Annotated in this window: 15 protein-coding genes; 9 read left to right on the top strand and 6 right to left on the bottom strand. The window is 73.0% G+C overall.

Annotation, left to right across the window (positions count from 1 at the left end):
- The first annotated feature begins 531 nt into the window (after positions 1–531).
- On the top strand, positions 532–2,340 hold the full coding sequence (locus A4R25_RS20750) for a glycoside hydrolase family 6 protein (RefSeq protein ID WP_043330970.1): 1,809 nt from the start codon (positions 532–534) through the stop codon (positions 2,338–2,340).
- A gap of 106 nt (positions 2,341–2,446) precedes the next feature.
- Here the strand turns inward: A4R25_RS20750 and A4R25_RS20745 are convergent, their stop codons facing one another.
- From A4R25_RS20745 to A4R25_RS20725, 5 genes are all read right to left on the bottom strand, one after another.
- A complete protein-coding gene (locus A4R25_RS20745; protein WP_043328785.1) occupies positions 2,447–2,830 on the bottom strand; it encodes a hypothetical protein in 384 nt (127 codons plus the stop codon).
- 69 nt (positions 2,831–2,899) lie between these two features.
- The gene (locus tag A4R25_RS20740) at positions 2,900–3,223 is read right to left on the bottom strand and encodes a hypothetical protein (RefSeq protein WP_043328786.1); all 324 of its coding nucleotides are present in this window, start codon (positions 3,221–3,223) and stop codon (positions 2,900–2,902) included.
- A 17-nt stretch (positions 3,224–3,240) separates the two neighbouring features.
- A complete protein-coding gene (locus A4R25_RS20735) occupies positions 3,241–4,899 on the bottom strand; it encodes a sodium:solute symporter family protein (RefSeq protein WP_064447792.1) in 1,659 nt (552 codons plus the stop codon).
- Positions 4,900–5,034: 135 nt separating this feature from the next.
- Positions 5,035–6,132: a hypothetical protein gene (locus A4R25_RS32240; RefSeq protein ID WP_064447791.1), complete on the bottom strand. Its 1,098-nt coding sequence runs from the start codon at positions 6,130–6,132 to the stop codon at positions 5,035–5,037.
- Positions 6,133–6,145: 13 nt separating this feature from the next.
- Positions 6,146–6,763 carry a hypothetical protein gene (locus tag A4R25_RS20725; protein ID WP_064447790.1) on the bottom strand — a complete coding sequence of 206 codons (618 nt, stop codon included), beginning with the start codon at positions 6,761–6,763 and terminating at the stop codon, positions 6,146–6,148.
- A gap of 304 nt (positions 6,764–7,067) precedes the next feature.
- Between A4R25_RS20725 and A4R25_RS20720 the strand changes: the two genes are divergently transcribed.
- From A4R25_RS20720 to A4R25_RS20690, 7 genes are all read left to right on the top strand, one after another.
- Complete coding sequence (locus A4R25_RS20720) at positions 7,068–9,422, top strand: nitrate- and nitrite sensing domain-containing protein (RefSeq protein ID WP_064447789.1); 2,355 nt, start codon at positions 7,068–7,070, stop codon at positions 9,420–9,422.
- Positions 9,422–9,844 (top strand): roadblock/LC7 domain-containing protein, encoded by a 423-nt coding sequence (locus A4R25_RS20715; RefSeq protein ID WP_064447788.1) that lies wholly within the window; start codon positions 9,422–9,424, stop codon positions 9,842–9,844. Before A4R25_RS20720 ends, A4R25_RS20715 begins: the two co-directional genes overlap by 1 nt.
- A complete protein-coding gene (locus A4R25_RS20710) occupies positions 9,834–10,223 on the top strand; it encodes a DUF742 domain-containing protein (RefSeq protein ID WP_030502282.1) in 390 nt (129 codons plus the stop codon). The genes A4R25_RS20715 and A4R25_RS20710 overlap by 11 nt, the downstream gene beginning before the upstream one ends.
- On the top strand, positions 10,204–10,806 hold the full coding sequence (locus tag A4R25_RS20705; protein ID WP_043328792.1) for an ATP/GTP-binding protein: 603 nt from the start codon (positions 10,204–10,206) through the stop codon (positions 10,804–10,806). The genes A4R25_RS20710 and A4R25_RS20705 overlap by 20 nt, the downstream gene beginning before the upstream one ends.
- Positions 10,807–10,912: 106 nt before the next feature.
- On the top strand, positions 10,913–11,947 hold the full coding sequence (locus tag A4R25_RS20700; protein ID WP_176722729.1) for a lactonase family protein: 1,035 nt from the start codon (positions 10,913–10,915) through the stop codon (positions 11,945–11,947).
- Between the two features lie 178 nt (positions 11,948–12,125).
- Entirely contained in the window at positions 12,126–13,880 is a 1,755-nt protein-coding gene (locus A4R25_RS20695; RefSeq protein ID WP_051611375.1) for a substrate-binding domain-containing protein, read from the top strand.
- A gap of 213 nt (positions 13,881–14,093) precedes the next feature.
- Positions 14,094–15,575, top strand: a complete 1,482-nt coding sequence (locus A4R25_RS20690; protein ID WP_043328795.1) for a sugar transferase — start codon at positions 14,094–14,096, stop codon at positions 15,573–15,575.
- Positions 15,576–15,585: 10 nt separating this feature from the next.
- Here the strand turns inward: A4R25_RS20690 and A4R25_RS20685 are convergent, their stop codons facing one another.
- The gene (locus A4R25_RS20685; RefSeq protein ID WP_064447787.1) at positions 15,586–16,716 is read right to left on the bottom strand and encodes a PP2C family protein-serine/threonine phosphatase; all 1,131 of its coding nucleotides are present in this window, start codon (positions 16,714–16,716) and stop codon (positions 15,586–15,588) included.
- A gap of 95 nt (positions 16,717–16,811) precedes the next feature.
- Between A4R25_RS20685 and A4R25_RS20680 the strand changes: the two genes are divergently transcribed.
- On the top strand, positions 16,812–17,327 hold the full coding sequence (locus tag A4R25_RS20680; protein ID WP_064447786.1) for a MarR family winged helix-turn-helix transcriptional regulator: 516 nt from the start codon (positions 16,812–16,814) through the stop codon (positions 17,325–17,327).
- Position 17,328: the final 1 nt, after the last annotated feature.

Below are 17,328 nucleotides of genomic sequence, written 5' to 3'. Positions count from 1 at the left end.
TACGGTTCCGACGGTCTCGCCTCCGCCGGTGGGTGGAACGCCATGGGTGTCATTTGGCCGTTTTGACACCCATGGCGTTCCACCCGGCCGAGGCGGAGGCGGGACGGTCCGCCGCCCGGCGTGAGGGGGAGCGCGGCGAGGTGGTGCCCGCGGGTGGTTGGCGGCGAGCCCGGCTGGTGTAGCGGGGTCCGGGCGCGCGGTGAGCGGGGCGGGGTCGGGGCGGGCGGTAGGGTGGGCCGCGAGGCGCATCGAGGCATTGCCATGGAAGCGCTCCCATGCAAGAATCGCTGCACGCGGTTCGGGGAGCCACACCGCGAGCTCAGACGTCGAGGGCAGCCGGTTGACCGGCCGACGTCCGGCTCCATCGGCCGGTCCTGCGGACCGGTCGGCACCACCACCCCCAACGCCCGTCCGGGTCGGGCGTCCCCCGAAGTAACCAGTGGCGCGCACGGTCGTTCCCGCAGGGCGACCGCCGCCGCCATTTGCGCCGGGCCGTACGCGGATCCGGTCTCGCCCAAGGAGATCAGTGGCATGAATCTGTGGAGAAGGCTGTCCGGCCGGAACCGGGCGCTCGCGCTGACCAGCGCCGGCGTCCTGGTAGCCGGTGGACTGGTGACCCTCCCGGTCACCGCGGCGCAGGCCGCCACCCAGTGCAGCGTGACCTACACGACCAGCGACTGGCCCGGTGGATTCACCGGCACCGTGACCATCAAGAACATCGGTGACGCGCTCACCTCGTGGAACCTCGGCTTCACCTTCCCGAACAGCTCGCAGCGGGTGGTGAACGGCTGGTCCGCGCGGTGGTCCCAGAGCGGCCAGAACGTCACCGCGCAGAACGAGTCGTACAACGGGGCGCTCGCCAGCGGCGCCAGCACCACCATCGGCTTCAACGGCTCCTGGAGCGGCAGCAACCCCAAGCCGACCCAGTTCACGCTCAACGGCACGGTCTGCAACGGCGGCACGCCGACCACCAGCACCCCGCCGACGAGCACGCCGCCCACCAGCACGCCGCCGACCAGCACCCCGCCCACGAGCACGCCGCCGACGTCGACCCCGCCGACGTCGCAGCCGCCGCCCGGGCAGCGGGTCGACAACCCGTACGCCGGGGTGAAGGGGTACGTGAACCCCGAGTGGAAGGCCAAGGCCGAGTCGGTGTCCGGCGGCAACCGGGTGTCGAACAACCCGACCGCGGTCTGGATCGACCGGATCGCCGCCATCAACGGCACGCCGGACAGCAGCTCCAACGGCGCGATGGGCGTCCGTGACCACCTGGACGCCGCGCTCGCCCAGGGCGCCGGCTACATCCAGTTCGTCATCTACAACCTGCCCGGCCGCGACTGCTCGGCGCTCGCCTCGAACGGCGAGCTGGGCCCGGACGAGCTGCCCCGCTACAAGGCCGAGTACATCGACCCGATCGCCGCGATCCAGGGCGACTCGAAGTACCGGAACCTGCGCATCGTCAACATCATCGAGATCGACTCGCTGCCCAACCTGGTGACCAACACCTCGGGCAACGCGGGCGGCACGGTCATGTGTGACACGGTGAAGGCCAACGGCGCGTACGTGAACGGTGTCGGCTACGCCCTGGCGAAGCTGGGTGCGATCGGCAACGTCTACAACTACATCGACGCCGCCCACCACGGCTGGATCGGCTGGGACAGCAACTTCGGCCCGGTCGCCGACCAGCTCAAGGCCGCCGCTGTGGCGTCCGGCAGCACCGTCGCCAACGTGGCGGGCTTCATCGTCAACACGGCGAACTACTCCGCGCTGAAGGAGCCGTACGTCAAGATCACCGACACGGTGAACGGCCAGACCGTGCGGCAGTCCAAGTGGGCCGACTGGAACCAGTACCTCGACGAGCTGTCGTTCGCCCAGGCGTTCCGGCAGAAGCTGGTCTCGATCGGCTTCGACAGCAACATCGGCATGCTGATCGACACCTCCCGCAACGGTTGGGGCGGCTCCGCCCGGCCGACCGGCCCCGGCCCGTCGACCAGCGTGGACGCCTACGTCGACGGTGGCCGGGTCGACCGCCGCTTCCACACCGGCAACTGGTGCAACCAGGCCGGCGCGGGTCTCGGCGAGCGGCCGCAGGCCAACCCGGAGCCCGGGATCGACGCCTACGTCTGGGTGAAGCCCCCGGGTGAGTCGGACGGCTCCAGCAAGGAGATCCCGAACAACGAGGGCAAGGGCTTCGACCGGATGTGCGACCCGACCTACACCGGTAACGCCCGCAACGGCAACAGCATGTCCGGTGCCCTGCCGGACGCGCCGATCTCCGGCGCGTGGTTCGCCGCCCAGTTCCAGCAGCTGATGCAGAACGCGTACCCGCCGCTCTCCTGAGCCGCGGCCGTACCACCCGCGGCGGCGGGAGTGAGGCACCGCCCGCGCGGGTTCCCCGGGCCCCTGGTCGACGCCCACGTCGACCAGGGGCCCTCGGGCGTCCGGGTCAGGGAACCGTACGCTCGATCGCGGCCCGGCCCAGCTCGTGCAGGTCGTGGCGGGCCCGTTCCAGGTTCTCCGGCGTCATGTCCTGGCCCCGGGCCATCACCAGGTCCTCCGGGTCCCAGGGCTGCTCGGCGCCGGTACGGATGCCGTCCGGCGCCGCGCCCGTGCCGGTGCCGGTCGCGCCGGTCCCGGCCGCGTACGGGTCACCGATGATGTTCGGCGAGCCGGTGTCGGCCACCGCGCCGTCGGGCTCGGTGAAGGTGGGGTTGTCCGGGTCGACGCCGCCGGCGCGCAACTGGGGCACCGTGCTGTCGTCGTCCACCGCCGCGGCCACCTCGGGGGTCTCCTCGAGCGGCCGCTCGCCACCGCGGTCACGATCGGTCATGCTGCTGCCCTCCTGTCGCTTCGCGTGATCCCCTGGGCGTACCCGGTGGGGGCCGCGCCATGCGGACGGTCAGGCGTCGTCGTGGCCGGGCTCCGGCGTCTCGGTCGGGCTCAGCCGTTGCCAGAGCAGCATCAGCAGGCCGAACACCAGCATCGCCGCGCCGGCCCACAGGTTGATCCGCAGGCCCTGTGCCTTGTCGATCTCGGCGGACGTGTCGAAGAGCCCCATCAGGCCGACGATCAGCCCGTACGCGACGAACAGGCCGCCGATGACCCGGCGGATGTCGAACAGCCGGGCCGCCGCCGAGCGGGCCTCGCGGGCGTCCTCGGTCTCGTCGACGAGCGGGTCGTGCGCCTCGCCGCCCTGGTAGTTGCGGTCCGCGTCGTCTGTCATGGCGTGCGTCCCCTCCTCTAGAAGACCGGGATGTAGAACAGGGCGGCGAGGATCACGGCGACGACGCCGAGCAGCACCGGGGAGCGGTACCAGGCGGCGTCGCCGGCCAGCGAGTCGTCGGCGAGCGCGGTGTCGCTGAGGCCGTACACCAGCCCGGTCAGCTGGTCGTCGGTCTTCGGCCGGGTCAGCGGCGTGACGATCGCGGCCACCACCGCGACGGTGGCGAAGGCCAGGCCCGCGCCCCAGAAGCTCTCCTCCAGGTCCGAGTTGAAGCTGATCACGCCGCCCTTGTAGAGCAGGTACGTGGCGGTGGCCACGACGGTGCCGGACAGCAGCGACCAGAACCCGGCCAGCGGCGTCATCCGCCGCCAGAACATGCCGATGATGAAGGTGCCGAAGAGCGGGGCGTTGAACACCGAGAAGAGCGCCTGGATGTAGTTCATGATGTTGCTGAACCCGGCCGCGATGAACGCGGTGCCGATGCCGATCACCACCGCGCCGACTGTGGCGAGCCGGCCCACCTTCACGTAGTGCTCGTCCGACTCGTTGCGCCGGAAGTACGCCTGCCAGATGTCGTACGTGAAGACGGTGTTGAACCCGCTGACGTTGGCCGCCATGCCGGCCATGAACGAGGCCACCAGGCCGGTGACCGCGATACCCAGCACGCCGTTGGGCAGCAGGTCGCGCATGAGCAGCGGGATCGCGTTGTTGTAGACCAGGTCGCCGTCGTCGGCGCCCAGACCTTTGACGGTGACCAGGGCGATCAGGCCGGGGATCACGGTGACCGCGGGGATGAGCAGCTTCGGGTACGCGGCGATGATCGGCGTACGCCGGGCGGCGCTCATGTTCCGTGCGGACAGCGCGCGCTGCACCTCGGCGAAGTTCGTGGTCCAGTAGCCGAAGGAGAGCACGAAGCCGAGGCCGAACACGATGCCCAGCCAGTGCGCGCCGAGCGGGTTGCCGGTGCTGCCGGTGCCCTCCCAGGCGTGCAGGCCGGCCTCGCCGAGCCTGGAGTCGCGGACCGCGTCCATCAGGCCGCTGACGCCGCCGACCTTGACCAGGCCGATGACCGTGATCGGCACCAGACCGGCGATGATCACGAAGAACTGGAGCACCTCGTTGTAGATCGCGCCGGAGAGCCCGCCGACGGTGATGTACGCCAGCACGATCACCGCGCCGACGATGATCGCGAACCAGAGCGGCCAGCCGAGCAGCGCCTGCATGATCAGCGCCAGCGCGTAGAGGTTCACGCCCGCGATCAGCACCTGGGCTACCGCGAAGCTGATCGCGTTGAGCAGGTGGGTGGGGCGGTTGAAGCGCAGCCGCAGGTACTCGGGAACGCTGCGGACCTTGGAGCCGTAGTAGAACGGCATCATCACGATGCCGAGGAAGACCATCGCCGGTACGGCGCCGATCCAGTAGTAGTGCACGGTCATGATGCCGTACTGGGCGCCGTTGGCGGCCATGCCGATGATCTCCAGCGCGCCCAGGTTCGCCGAGACGAACGCCAGGCCGGTGACCCAGGCGGGCAGCGATCGGCCGGAGAGGAAGAAGTCCACGCTGGTGCGGATCGCGCGCCGGGCGGCGAAACCGACGCCGAGCACAGTGACGAAATAGAGCGCGAGGATCAGGTAGTCCACCGCGTTCATGTCCAGACGCAGGCCGCCGCCGCCCATGCCCGTGCTCCCCTCGTGTGCACCGCTGCCCGCACGTACCCCGTTTGCGAAGTTTCATGCCTGCTGGCCGGTCCGGGCACGACGGAGCCCCGGCCGGGTCGCCGGCCGGGGCTCGGTGGGGTCCTGCGGCGGGCCTCAGCGCCCCAGTACGCGGTCCAGGAAGTCGCGGTAGCCGCGCACGGCCACCCGGAGCTGCTCGGTGTCGGTGGAGCCGGACTCCTGCCACGCGCCGAGCCGGGTGCGCTGCTCGCGCAGGGCGGTGGAGAGCGCCTCGATCGCCTCCTCGACGAGCGACTCGGCCTCGCCGACCGCGGCGCGCGGGTCGTCCACGAAGCGCAGCTGCACGTCGCGCCAGCGGTCCCGGAAGCCCTGCGCCGCCTCCGGCGCGAACAGCGTCGCGGCGTCGGCCGGTACCGCGCCCGGCGTGGGCCGGTCCGCCCCGCCCAGGGCCGTGCCGGCCGCTGCCGCGCCCGCCGCCGCGGTGCCCGCGTCGACGTGGTCGTGGCGCCGGTCGGCGTCCTCGTCGGCCGCGGGGACCGGCTCGGCGTCGGGGTCGACCAGGCCCGGCTCGGCGCTGCCGTACCCGACCGCGCCGTCGGCCGCCGCGTCGTCCCGGACGACACCGTTGGCCCGCGCGTCGCCGTCGGCCGCCGCGTCGCCGTCGGCGTGCTCGGCGTCCCAGCGGTCGCGGTCGTGCAGTCGGTCCCCGGCCGTCGGATCGGCCCGCTCGTCGTCCAGCGGGTCGGTCCGGCCCGGCGCGCCGTCGCCCGGCACGGCCGTGTCCTCGTCGCGGGCGTCGCGCTCGTCCTGCGGACGGCCGCTCGCCAGCGCCGACGCGGCGACCGCGTCGCCCACCGTGGCCGCGCCGAACGCCGTCGGCAGCGGCGCCGGCTCGTGGAACGGCGGACGCCCGTCGTCGTCGCGCCCGTCGTCGGTACGGTCGGCCGCGTCGCTCAGTTCGCCGGCGTCGTACGCGCGGGTCTCGTCGACCTCGTCTCCCCGGTCGTCGATTCCGTCGTGGCGCCGGTCGTCGGCGCCGAGTTCGCGCCGGTCGTCGGCGACGGCCGGGTCGTCGAAGGTGCCCCGGTCGTCGAGCGCGTCCTCGGGCACGTCGGCCCGGTCGGCGTCGTGCCGGCCGGGGCCGGCGTGGTCGCCCGGCTGTGGCACCGGTACCGGCGCGGACCGGACGGCCTCGGGGTGGTCCTGCGTGACCTGCTGCTCTTCCTGGCGCATGGCGGCGGCCTCCTCAGCGGCTCGTGACGTCGTGGTCGTGGTCGGGGTGGCGCTGCTCCGGCTGCTCCCGCTGCTCCGGCTGCGGCGTCCACGTGGGCACCGGGTCCTCACCGAGCAGGTCGGCGAAGAGGGCCCGGTAGTGCACGAGCGCCTGCCGGAGGTCCTCGGTGCCGGCCTCACCGCGCTCGTTGCGCTGCCGGATCTCGTGGGCGTCGCGGTAGTGGGTGAGCGTGCGGGCGTGCTCGACGGAGAGGTGGGCGATCTGGTCCGAGAAGTCCCCGGTGGGGTATCCGCGCTCGGCGATCAGGCGGCTGACCAGCTCGTCCGCCTCGCCGACGGTCTCGGCGGGCGAGTCGACGAAGCGCACCTGCAGCTCTTCCCAGGCGGCGGCGTAGCGGGCCCGGGACTCCGGGCTCAGCGGGGTCAGCTCCAGTTCGGCGTGCCGGCGCTCGCGCTCACGCAGCTCGCGTTCGGCCGCGCCGCGGCTGTCCTGCTCGGCGACGACCCGGTCGTACTCCGGGCCGAAACGCTCCCGCAGCGCCCGGCGGCGGCTGGCGACCACGGCGAACGCGGCGAGCGCGGCGATGACGAGGACGACGATGACTATGACGATTACCTGGGTGGACGACATGGCTCCTCCTTCGCCCGCTGGTATTCCCTCATGCGGGTGATCGCCAATCCCGTTGCGCGGCACTTTCCGCCCCGGTCGGGAAATAGGAGCGGTGTCGCGACCGCCGTCCGGTGCCGGTCCGGTGTCCGACTGCGCCCGCCGTGCCCGTCTCGGACCGTAGTGAGAGCCGAGACGGCCGGTAGTGCATCCGCCCCGGATTACGTATCCTGCCCAAGGCGTCCGGGCCGGGGCCCGGCGTCGTGGCCGGCGAACGTGACGGCCGCTGCCGGCGCCACCGAGCGACACCTTCCCGGGCGAGGTCTGATTGAACACCCGTGACTGGCCGATCCGCGCCAAGCTGACCGCGCTGGTCATCGGCCCGGTGACCGGGCTGCTGGCGTTGTGGATCTTCGCCACCACGCTCACCTTCGGGCCCGCGCTCGATCTGCTCTCCGCCCGTACCCTTCTCTACGACCTCGGCCGTCCCGGCGAGCGCGTGGTGGCGGAGCTGCAACGGGAGCGACGGCTGTCGGTGGTCCAGCTCGCCGGCCGCAGCGCCCTGCCGGCCCTGGCGGAACAGCGCGTACGCACCGACGACGCGATCGTCGAGCTGCGCCGCAAGGTCGACGGCAAGGCCCTGCGCGACGTCGCCGACGAGCAGCTCGACGGCCGCCTCGACCAGCTGGTCTCGGCACTGGACGCGCTGCCCGCCGGACGCGCCTTCATCGACGACCGGAAGGTGGACCGGTCCGGCGCCGTCGGCCTCTACAGCGGGATGATCGGTTCGGCGTTCCAGGCGTTCGGCGCGATGGCAGCGCTGCCCGACGCCCAGCTCAACCGGGAGGCGACGGCGCTCACCGCGCTGGGCCGCTCCCGCGAGCTGCTCGGCCAGGCCGACGCGCTGCTGGCCGGCGCGGTCATCGCGGGCCGGTACGCCGACGGCGAGCACGAGCAGCTGGTCCGGACCCTGGAGAACCAGCGTTTCCTGGCGGAGACGGCGGTCGCCGAGCTGCCTTCCGAGGAACGGACCTCGTACCAGCGGTTGACCGAGGGCGCCGGGTTCGTCAAGCTGCGCGCGCTCCAGGACACCCTGATCCGCTCGTCCGCGTTGCCGGCCCGGTTCGACATGGCCGGCTGGGAGGCCGGCCACGCCGAGGTGTGGCAGAGCCTGCGCGACTTCGAGCTGCGCGGCGCGGACGCCCTGGCCGAGCGGTCGGTGCCGATGGCCACCCGGATCCTCGTCCAGCTCGCCGCCGCCGGTGTGCTGGGTCTCGTCGCGATCGTCGTCTGCGTGCTGGTGGCGCTGCGGGTCGGCCGGTCGCTGGCCCGGCGGCTGACCGGCGTACGCACCGCCGCGACCGAGGTCGCCGAGCAGCGGCTGCCCGACGTGGTCGCCCGGCTGCGCCGCGGCGAGGAGGTCGACGTCGCCCGGGAGGCGCCCGAACTGGACCACGGCGGCGACGAGATCGGCCAGGTGGCGCGCGCGTTCAACGAGGTGCGGCGTACCGCGGTGCGCGCCGCGATCGACGAGGTCACCCTGCGCCGGGGGTTCAACGAGGTGATCCTCAACCTCGCCCGGCGCAGCCAGGGCCTGGTGCACCGGCAGTTGGCGCTGCTGGACCGGCTGGAACGGCGTACCGAGGACCCGGACGAGCTGGCCGGACTGTTCCAGGTCGACCACCTGGCGACCCGGCTCCGGCGGCACGCCGAGGACCTGGTCATCCTCGCCGGCGCCGCGCCCGGGCGGGGCTGGCGCCGGCCGGTCGCCGCGGTCGACGTGATGCGCGGCGCGATCTCCGAGGTCGAGGCGTACGACCGGGTCGACGTGGGTGAGGTGGCGTCGGCCGGGGTGCTCGGCCGGGCCGTCGGCGACGTGATCCACCTGCTCGCCGAGCTGATCGAGAACGCCACCGCGTACTCCCCGCCGGGTACCCGGGTGGACGTCACCGGCCGGACCGTGCCGGGCGGCTACACCATCGAGATCACCGACCGGGGGCTGGGCATGTCCGCGCCGGCCCTGGCCGCCGCCAACCGCAAGCTGGCCGAGCCGCCCGAGTTCGACCCGGCCGGCAGCGCCCGGCTGGGGCTGTTCGTGGTGGCGCGCCTGGCCGCACGGCACGGCGTGCGGGTGGAGCTGCGGCCGGCCCGTCCGGCCGGGATCGTCGCCGCGGTGTTCGTACCGTCGGATCTGATCACCGACGAGCCGCCGGTGGGCACGGACGGCCCCGCCGGGCCGGAGCGGCGGCGCCTGGCCAAGGTGACCCGGTTGACGACGGTGCCGCGTCCGGGGCGCCCGAACCGGCCGGGACGGGACCGGTCGGAGAGCACCGTGGTCCCGTTGCAGTCCGCGCGCGCCTCGACCGTGGAGCCTCCCACCGACGGCGACGGCCTGCCACGCCGGATCCGGCGGCGCGGCGCGTCCGCGCGTCCGCGCGCGGCGGTCGTGGACGCCCCGGCGTACCGCACGCCGGAGGAGGCACGCCGGGCCATGTCGGCGTTGCAGGCGGGCACCGCGCGGGGTCGCCGGGACGGCGCCCGCGCCACCGACCCGGCCGGTGACGCCGATCCGGCCACCACCGAAAAGCCTGACACCGGTACGCCGTCCGCCACGTCGGGGCCGGCCGTGGAGCCCGCCCTGCCGGTGGCGGAGGACCGAACCGCGACTGAGAGGGACGCCTAGTGGTGTACACGACGCGGCAGAACGCCGATCTCGACTGGCTGCTCGACGACCTGGTGGAGCGGGTGCCCGCCGCACGCCGGGCGGTGGTGCTCTCGGCGGACGGGCTCCTGCTCGGCGCCTCCGGCGACCAGGACCGCAGCGAAGCGGAGCACCTGTGCGCGCTGGCGTCCGGCTTCTCCGGCCTGGCCAAGGGCGCCACCCGGCACCTGGGCGGCGGCGCGGTCCGCCAGACCGTGGTGGAGATGGAGTCGGCCTATCTCTTCGTGACCGCCGCCGGACAGGGCGCCTGCCTGGCGGTGGCGAGCGACGCCGACGCCGACATCGGCCTGGTGGCGTACGAGATGGCGATGCTGGTGATCCGGGTCGGGGAGAACCTGGCCGCGCCGGTCCGCAGCGGCGGGGGGCCGGCCGATGCGCGCTGACTCGCCGGGGCCGCAGCACGAGTGGCTGGACGCCGACGCCGGTCCGGTGGTGCGCCCGTACACGCTCACCGGGGGCCGGGTGCGCCCGCCGGTGGACGGCTTCGACCTGCTGGCTTTCGTGCTCGCCACGCCGGACGCCGAGCCGGCCGGCACGCCCGGCCTCCAGCCGGAGCATCGCCGGCTGATCGAACTGGCCCGCCGGCCGAAGGCCGTGGCCGACCTCGCCGCCGACCTGGACCTCGCCGTGGGCGTGGTGCGGGTGCTGCTCGGCGACCTCCTCGCCCATGGCTTCGTCGCGGTGCACCGGCCACCGGCCACCGCGTACCTGCCCGACGACAACATCCTCAAGGCGGTGGTCAGTGGACTCCGTGCGTTATGACCGGGAGCCGGGGGCGCCCCAGGTGCCGCTGGCTCTGAAGATCCTCATCGCCGGTGGCTTCGGCGCCGGCAAGACGACGCTGGTCAGCGCGTTGAGCGAGGTCCGGCCGTTGCAGACCGAGGAGGTCCTCACCGGCGCCGGGCTCGACACCGACGACGTCTCCGGGGTGGAGCAGAAGGCGACCACCACGGTGGCGATGGACTTCGGCCGGATCACCATCAACGACGACCTGCAGGTCTACCTGTTCGGCACCCCGGGTCAGGACCGGTTCTGGTTCCTCTGGGACGAGCTGGCGTTCGGCGCGCTCGGCGCGGTGGTGCTCGCCGACACCCGGCGGCTGGCCGACTGCTTTCCCTCCATCGACTACTTCGAGCAGCGGGGCATCCCGTTCGTGGTGGGCGTCAACTGCTTCGAGGGCTCCCGGCGGTTCGGCCTGGAGGCGGTGCGCGACGCCCTCGACCTGGACCCGGACGTCCCGCTCGTGCTCTGCGACGCCCGGGACCGGCAGTCCGGCAAGCTGGTGCTGATCTCGCTGGTCGAGCACGTGGCGCGGCAGCGCGGCGAGCCGGTGCCGGTGGGCTGAGCCGCCCGCCGCGAATCTCGTCGGCCGTCGCGGGACTGATCGGACGCCTGACCGGGAAGCCTCTGGTTGGATCTGGCGGAGACAGGACCGACGGAAGGTGGGAGCGGTGACCGGGCAGGACGAGATCGTCCACATCGGCGGCTACACGGCGGAGACGGGCGGGCGGGGTGAGGGCGTCGTCGCGGCCCGGCGGGACCGGGCGACCGGCGGGCTGACGCCGCTGGGTGTCGTGGCGGTCACCCCGTCGCCGTCGTTCCTGGCCCGGCATCCGGCGCTGCCGGTGCTGTACGCGTGCAACGAGCTGCCGGACGGCCGGGTCGGCGCGTTCCGGGTGGCGCCGGACGGCGACCTCACGCCGCTGGGCGAGCGCCCGTCCGGCGGGGCCGAGCCCTGTCACGTGGCGGTGGCCCCGGACGGTCGGCACCTGTTCGTGGCGAACTACGGCGGCGGCAGCGTGGCGGTGTTCGGCCTGGACGCCGAGGGCGTGCCGGGGGAGCGCGCCGACCTGGTCCGGCACGAGGGGCACGGCCCGGACACCGACCGGCAGGAGCACGCGCACTGTCACATGGTGTCGCCGGATCCGGCCGGCGGCGCGCTGCTCGCCGTCGACCTGGGCACCGACTCGGTCTACCGGTACGACGTCGACGCCGGATCCGGCCGGCTGACGCCCCGGGAGCCCCGGGTGAGCACTCCGCCCGGCACCGGGCCCCGCCATCTGGCCCGGCACCCGGACGGGCGGCGCGCGTGGCTGGTCGGCGAGCTGGACGCCACTGTCACCGCGTACGACCTGACGCCGGACGGGCCGCGGGAGCGGGCGCGCGTCGACGCCAGCGGGCGGGCCGGGCATGTCCAGCCGTCCGAGGTGAGCGTGGGACCGGGTGGGCGTTTCCTCTACGTGGGCAACCGGGGCGTCGGCACGGTGGCGGTCTTCGCGCTCGACGGCGAAGCGCCGGAGCTGGTGGCCGAGGTCGACACCGGCGGTGAGTGGCCCCGGCACTTCGCGTTCGCCGGTGAGCACCTGTACGTCGCCGACGAGCGGGCCGACATGATCAGGATCTTCCGGGTCGATCCGGTCAGCGGCGTGCCCGAGGTGATGGGGGAGCCGGTGCCGGTGGCGAGCCCGACCTGCTTCCTGCCGTGAGCGGACGGTCACCGAAACGACCGTCCGCAGTGGACTTCATCACTCTGAAATGACTGACCAGTAACTTAGCGTATGAGTTAGGTGATCAACTGTTTCTGCTGCGTAACTTTCGTCCGAACGGTTGTGGTGGTAACCCCACGAGGTACGCAAGATGGTCACCGTGTCTGGCCGCCATCGCATGCGTTCCAACCTCCGTGGAGCAGGCGCCGCCGCTGTGGCGGTAGCCCTGGTCGCCGTCGTGGGCGGCTCCTGGTTCGGCTACCAGCAGCTGGCCGGCCCGAACTGTTCGGGCCGGATCGAGCTGTCGGTGGCGACCGCCCCGGAGATCGCCCCCGCGGTGCGCGGCGCCGCCGACCAGTGGGTCGCCGACGGCGCCGCGGTGGGCGGCACCTGCATCGCCGTCAACGTCTCCTCCTCGGAGTCGGTCGAGGTGGCCGCCGCGGTGGCCAGCAAGCACGGCGCCACGCTCGCCGGAGTCGGGCAGGCCAGCGGCACCGCTGTCACCCCGGACGTCTGGGTGCCGGACTCCTCGACCTGGCTGGTCCGGCTCAAGAGCGGCGGAGCCAGCGCCTTCGCGCCGACGAACGGCGCCTCGATCGCGCGCAGCCCGGTGGTGGTGGCGCTGCCCGAGCCGGTGGCCTCGCGCATAGGGTGGCCGGACAAGAAGCTCCGCTGGTCCGACCTGCTGACCCAGGTCACCGCGAGTAAGCCGCTGCGGGCCGGGATCGTCGAGCCGACCCAGGACGCGGCCGGCCTGTCCGGGCTGCTGTCGCTCACCGCCGCCGCCAGCTCCACCGGCGATTCCGGCTCGCCGAAGGCGCAGGAGGCGATGGTCGGGGCGCTGCGGGCCCTCGCCACGAACCGCTCCTCGCTGCGGCAGGACCTCCTCGCGCGGTTCCCGCGCTCGTCGGACCCGACGGCGATCGCCAACGGGCTGGGCGCGGCGGCGCTGTCCGAGGAGGACGTGATCGCCTACAACAGCACGAAGCCGCCGATCCGGCTGGCCGCGCTCTACCTGGAGCCGGTGCCGATCCCGCTCGACTACCCGTTCGCGGTGCTGCCCGGCATCGAGCCGGCCAAGGCGTCCGCCGCCCGGGTGCTCTTCGAGGTGCTGCGTACGCCGGACTTCAAGGACCGGCTGGCCGCGCAGGCGCTGCGCGCGCCGGACGGCAACTGGGGGCGCGGCTTCCAGGCCCCGACGGGCGCGCCGAGCCCGGCGAACGGCGGCGCGAGCCAGGTGCCGCCGTCCGGTCAGGGCGGCGCGGCCGACCTCGACCCGGGCGCCATCTCGACGGCGACCACCACCTGGTCGGTGGCCACGCAGTCGGGCCGGATGCTCTGCGTCATCGACGTCTCCGGCTCGATGAAGAAGCCGGTCGCGACGGCGAACGGCGCCAGCCGGGAGCAGGTCACGGTGGCGGCCGCGAGCCAGGGCCTCGGGCTCTTCGACGACTCCTGGTCGATCGGCCTGTGGACGTTCTCCACGAACCTTCAGGGCTCGCAGGACTGGAGCGAGCTGGTCGGGATAAAGCCGTTGTCGAGCAACCGGGGGGCGCTGCAGCGCGGCCTCGCCTCGATCAAGCCCTCCAGCGGCGACACCGGCCTGTACGACACCATGCTCGCGGCGTACAAGAAGGTGCAGCAGGACTGGGAGCCGGGCAAGGTCAACTCGATCGTGCTGTTCACCGACGGCAAGAACGAGGACGACAACGGCATCTCGCAGAAGGAGCTGCTGGACCAGCTGAAGAAACTGAAGGACGACGAGCAGCCGGTCCAGGTGGTCATCATCGGCATCGGCACCGAGGTGAACCGGGCCGAGCTGGAGTCGATCACCAAGGTCACCGGCGGCGGCGCGTTCGTCACCACCGACCCCAGCAAGATCGGCGAGATCTTCCTCCGGGCGATCGCGCTCCGGCCGCCCGCCCCGCGCTGACCTGAAGCTCAGCGCTAGTCTTCCGCCGTACCGGCAAATCCGGTACGGCGGAAGGCTTCCCGGGTCAAGACGCGGGATGAGAACTGACGGTAATGCGTCCGAATCAATCGGTAACCATAATTGTCCAGGCATGATGACCGGGTGCCTCGACCGCGGGCTCCACACCGGAGCCGGGCGGGGACGGGGCGGTCCTGAGCGAAGTGGGGAGGGCCGGTGACCTCGGCGACGCTGTTGACCCCTGCCACGTCGTCGCGACCCGGTGGTGAACGCCCGGGCAAGACGACACGAGCCGCGGAGCGGGCCTACATCCGGGTCCTGGTGGTGCTGGACACCACCGTGCTGGCGGTGGCCATCCTGGTCGGTTACCTGGCCCGGTTCGGCGACGAGGAGCCGACCGGGTCCGAGATCCCGTACGTCGTGGTAGCCCCGGCGCTGCTGCTGGTCTGGCTCGTCTCGCTCAAGGCGATGCGGTGCTACGACGACCAGGTGCTCGGGTACGGCGCGGACGAGTACCGCCGGGTCAGCGCGGCGAGCATGCGGCTGGCCGGCGGTATCGCGATCGCCGGGTACATCGCCGACGTCGGCGTCTCCCGGGGCTTCCTGGCCATCTCCTTCGCCGTCGGCACCGTCGGCCTGGAGGTGGCGCGGTTCGCGGCCCGCAAGCGGCTGCACCGGGCCCGCGACCGGGGCGCCGGCTGGTCGCGCAAGGTGCTCGTGGTGGGCGACACGGCACACGTGCTGGAGCTGGTGCACACGCTGCGCCGGGAGCCGTACGCGGGCTACCAGGTGGTCGGCGCGTGCATTCCGGACGCGCTGCTCGCCCCGGTGCCGCAGCGGCTGGGTGACGTGCCGGTGGTCGGCTCCTTCCGGGGCATCCCGGAGGCGGCCACGGCGATCGGCGCCGACACGGTGGCGGTCACCGCCTCCGGTGAGCTGACCGCGACCCGGCTTCGCCGCCTGGGCTGGCAGCTGGAGGGCACCGGGGTCGACCTGGTGGTGGCACCGGCGCTGACCGACGTCGCCGGCCCTCGCATCCACACCCGCCCGGTCGCCGGCCTGCCGCTGATCCACGTCGAGGCGCCCGAGTTCCGTGGCGCCCGCAAGCTGGTCAAGGGCTTCGTGGACCGGTCGATCTCGCTGATCGCGCTGCTCGTGCTGGCGCCGCTGCTGATCGTGATCGCGCTCGCCATCAAGATCGACAGCCGGGGTCCGGTGCTGTTCCGGCAGACCCGGGTCGGTCAGGGCGGCGAGGAGTTCGGCGTCTTCAAGTTCCGCACCATGGTGGTCAACGCCGACGCCCTGCTCGCCGAGCTGGCCGCGCGCAACGAGACCGACGGCCTGATGTTCAAGATGCGCGACGACCCGCGGGTGACCCGGGTGGGCCGGCTGCTGCGCAAGTGGTCGCTGGACGAGCTGCCCCAGCTCGTCAACGTGCTGCTCGGCCAGATGAGCCTGGTCGGCCCGCGCCCGCCGCTGCCGTCCGAGGTGGCCCGCTACGACGGCGACGTGGCGCGACGCCTCCTGGTCAAGCCCGGCATGACCGGCCTCTGGCAGGTCAGCGGCCGGTCCGACCTGAGCTGGGAGGACGGCATCCGGCTCGACCTCTACTACGTGGAGAACTGGTCGCTGGCCGCCGACCTGACCATCCTCTGGAAGACGTTCGGCGCCGTGATCAACAGCCGCGGCGCGTACTGAGCGGGCCGGGTCAGGGCTGCGGGCCCAGCCAGTCCAGGCACACCACCACCGCGTCGTCCACCAGATCGCCGGCGACGAAGGCCCGCAGGTCGCCGATCAGCGACCGGACCGCGTCCAGCGGCTCCATCGGCCCGGTCCGGCGCAGGAACCGGTCCAGCGCCGCCTCGCCGTAGCGCCCCTGCTCGGTGGTGGCGTCGATGACGCCGTCGCTGACCACGAAGAGCCGGTCACCGCGCTCCAACTGGAACGTCTGCTCCCGGTAGTCGGTGCCCTCGAACATGCCGAGCGGGAACTGCTCGTCCAGCGCCTGCTCGCTGATCTCGCCGGCCCGCAGCCGCAGCAGACGGGGCGAACCGGCGTCGACCACGGCCAGCGTGCCGGTGGCCAGGTCCAGTTCGACGAGCAGCACCGAGACATGCTGCTGGCCCCGGTGCTGCGCGTAGATCGCCTGGTCGGCCAGCGCGGCCTGATCGGCCAGGGGGAGCCCGGCCCGGCGCGCGTTGCGCAGCGCGTACGTGGCCAGCGAGGCGAGCAGCGCCGCGGCCACCCCCTCACCGAAGCCGTTCAGCACCGCCAGCCAGAGCCGGTGGCCGTCGTCGGACCAGTCGAAGCTGTCCCCGCGCACCGCGTACGCCGGTTCCAGCTGCCCGGCCAGGCTGAACGACGGCCGGATCCGGCTGCGCCCGGGCAGCAGCTCCCACTGCATCTCGGCGGCCAGCGTGAGGCGCCGGCTGCGCCGGGCGGTCCGGTAGATGTCGGTGGTCGCCATGACCGCGCTCAGCTCGTGCCCGAGCACCGTGGCGATGGTGTCCAGCTCGCGGCGCGCGTCCGGGTCGGCCGGTACCGGAGAGACCCGGAGGACGCCCCGGCGCTCGCCGCGCATGCCCACCGGGAACCAGCCCACCTCGTCGGCGATCACCGGCTCCTGATGGTCGAAGGCGCGCCAGGCCGGGTGACCGGGGCGGGCGAGCGCCTCGCCGTCACCCAGCGGCAGCAGCTCGGCGAGCCGGTAGTCGACCTGGTAGAGCTCGGTGCGGGTGATTCCGTACGTGCGCGCCAGCTCGGCGGCGAGCCGGTCCACGATGAGATCCGTCGGCGCCTCGGTCAGGACCCGGCGCGCGCGGCCCTCCGCTCCGCTCATCTTTGCTCCTTTGCACAGGTCGCCGGGCAGATCCGGGGGGTAGTCTCGGGCCCACCATGACCGAAGAGCCTGGTCCCCAGGGACCTGACACGAGTATGTCCGCCGCCCTGGACGAGGCGGCAGGCACCTTGCTCGCCGTCTGGGAGGCGGCCCGGGAGCGCACCACCAGCCGGCTGTCCAGTGCCCAGTTACGCGCGATCATGGTCGTCGAGCAGTATGACGGCATCAACCTCCGCCGGCTCGCCACCCTCACCGACATGCTGCTCTCCTCCGCCAGCCGGCTCTGCGACCGGCTGGTCGCGGCCGGCATGCTGGAACGCGAGCCGGGCCGCTACGACCGGCGGGAGATCTCCCTGCACCTCACTCCGGAGGCCCTGCGGCTCCTCGCCGAACTGCGCACCGACCGGCGGCGCCGGCTGGAGCGGATCCTGGACGGAATGAGCTCGGAGGGCCGGGTGGCACTGCTGCAGGGCATGCGCGAGTTCGACGTGGTCGGCCGGCGCGGGGAGGCGACAGCGGCCGAGGGCTGGCCGGTGCTGCAGCCCTCCGGGGAGCGGATCGGTGACCCGGTCCGCCCGTCCGGCGAGCCGCCGGTGGCCCGTACCGCCTGAC

Source organism: Micromonospora sp. NBRC 110037, from assembly GCF_001652995.1.
Lineage (GTDB): Bacteria > Actinomycetota > Actinomycetes > Mycobacteriales > Micromonosporaceae > Micromonospora > Micromonospora chalcea.
This window is presented reverse-complemented; position numbering and strand designations above follow the sequence as displayed.

What these genes read in the sequence shown, in the direction of transcription:
- A4R25_RS20750 (WP_043330970.1), top strand. Translation starts at nt 532, where the DNA reads ATGAATCTGTGGAGAAGGCTGTCCGGCCGGAACCGGGCGCTCGCGCTG.
- A4R25_RS20745 (WP_043328785.1), bottom strand. Translation starts at nt 2,830, where the DNA reads ATGACCGATCGTGACCGCGGTGGCGAGCGGCCGCTCGAGGAGACCCCC.
- A4R25_RS20740 (WP_043328786.1), bottom strand. Translation starts at nt 3,223, where the DNA reads ATGACAGACGACGCGGACCGCAACTACCAGGGCGGCGAGGCGCACGAC.
- A4R25_RS20735 (WP_064447792.1), bottom strand. Translation starts at nt 4,899, where the DNA reads ATGGGCGGCGGCGGCCTGCGTCTGGACATGAACGCGGTGGACTACCTG.
- A4R25_RS32240 (WP_064447791.1), bottom strand. Translation starts at nt 6,132, where the DNA reads ATGCGCCAGGAAGAGCAGCAGGTCACGCAGGACCACCCCGAGGCCGTC.
- A4R25_RS20725 (WP_064447790.1), bottom strand. Translation starts at nt 6,763, where the DNA reads ATGTCGTCCACCCAGGTAATCGTCATAGTCATCGTCGTCCTCGTCATC.
- A4R25_RS20710 (WP_030502282.1), top strand. Translation starts at nt 9,834, where the DNA reads ATGCGCGCTGACTCGCCGGGGCCGCAGCACGAGTGGCTGGACGCCGAC.
- A4R25_RS20695 (WP_051611375.1), top strand. Translation starts at nt 12,126, where the DNA reads ATGCGTTCCAACCTCCGTGGAGCAGGCGCCGCCGCTGTGGCGGTAGCC.
- A4R25_RS20685 (WP_064447787.1), bottom strand. Translation starts at nt 16,716, where the DNA reads ATGAGCGGAGCGGAGGGCCGCGCGCGCCGGGTCCTGACCGAGGCGCCG.
- A4R25_RS20680 (WP_064447786.1), top strand. Translation starts at nt 16,812, where the DNA reads ATGTCCGCCGCCCTGGACGAGGCGGCAGGCACCTTGCTCGCCGTCTGG.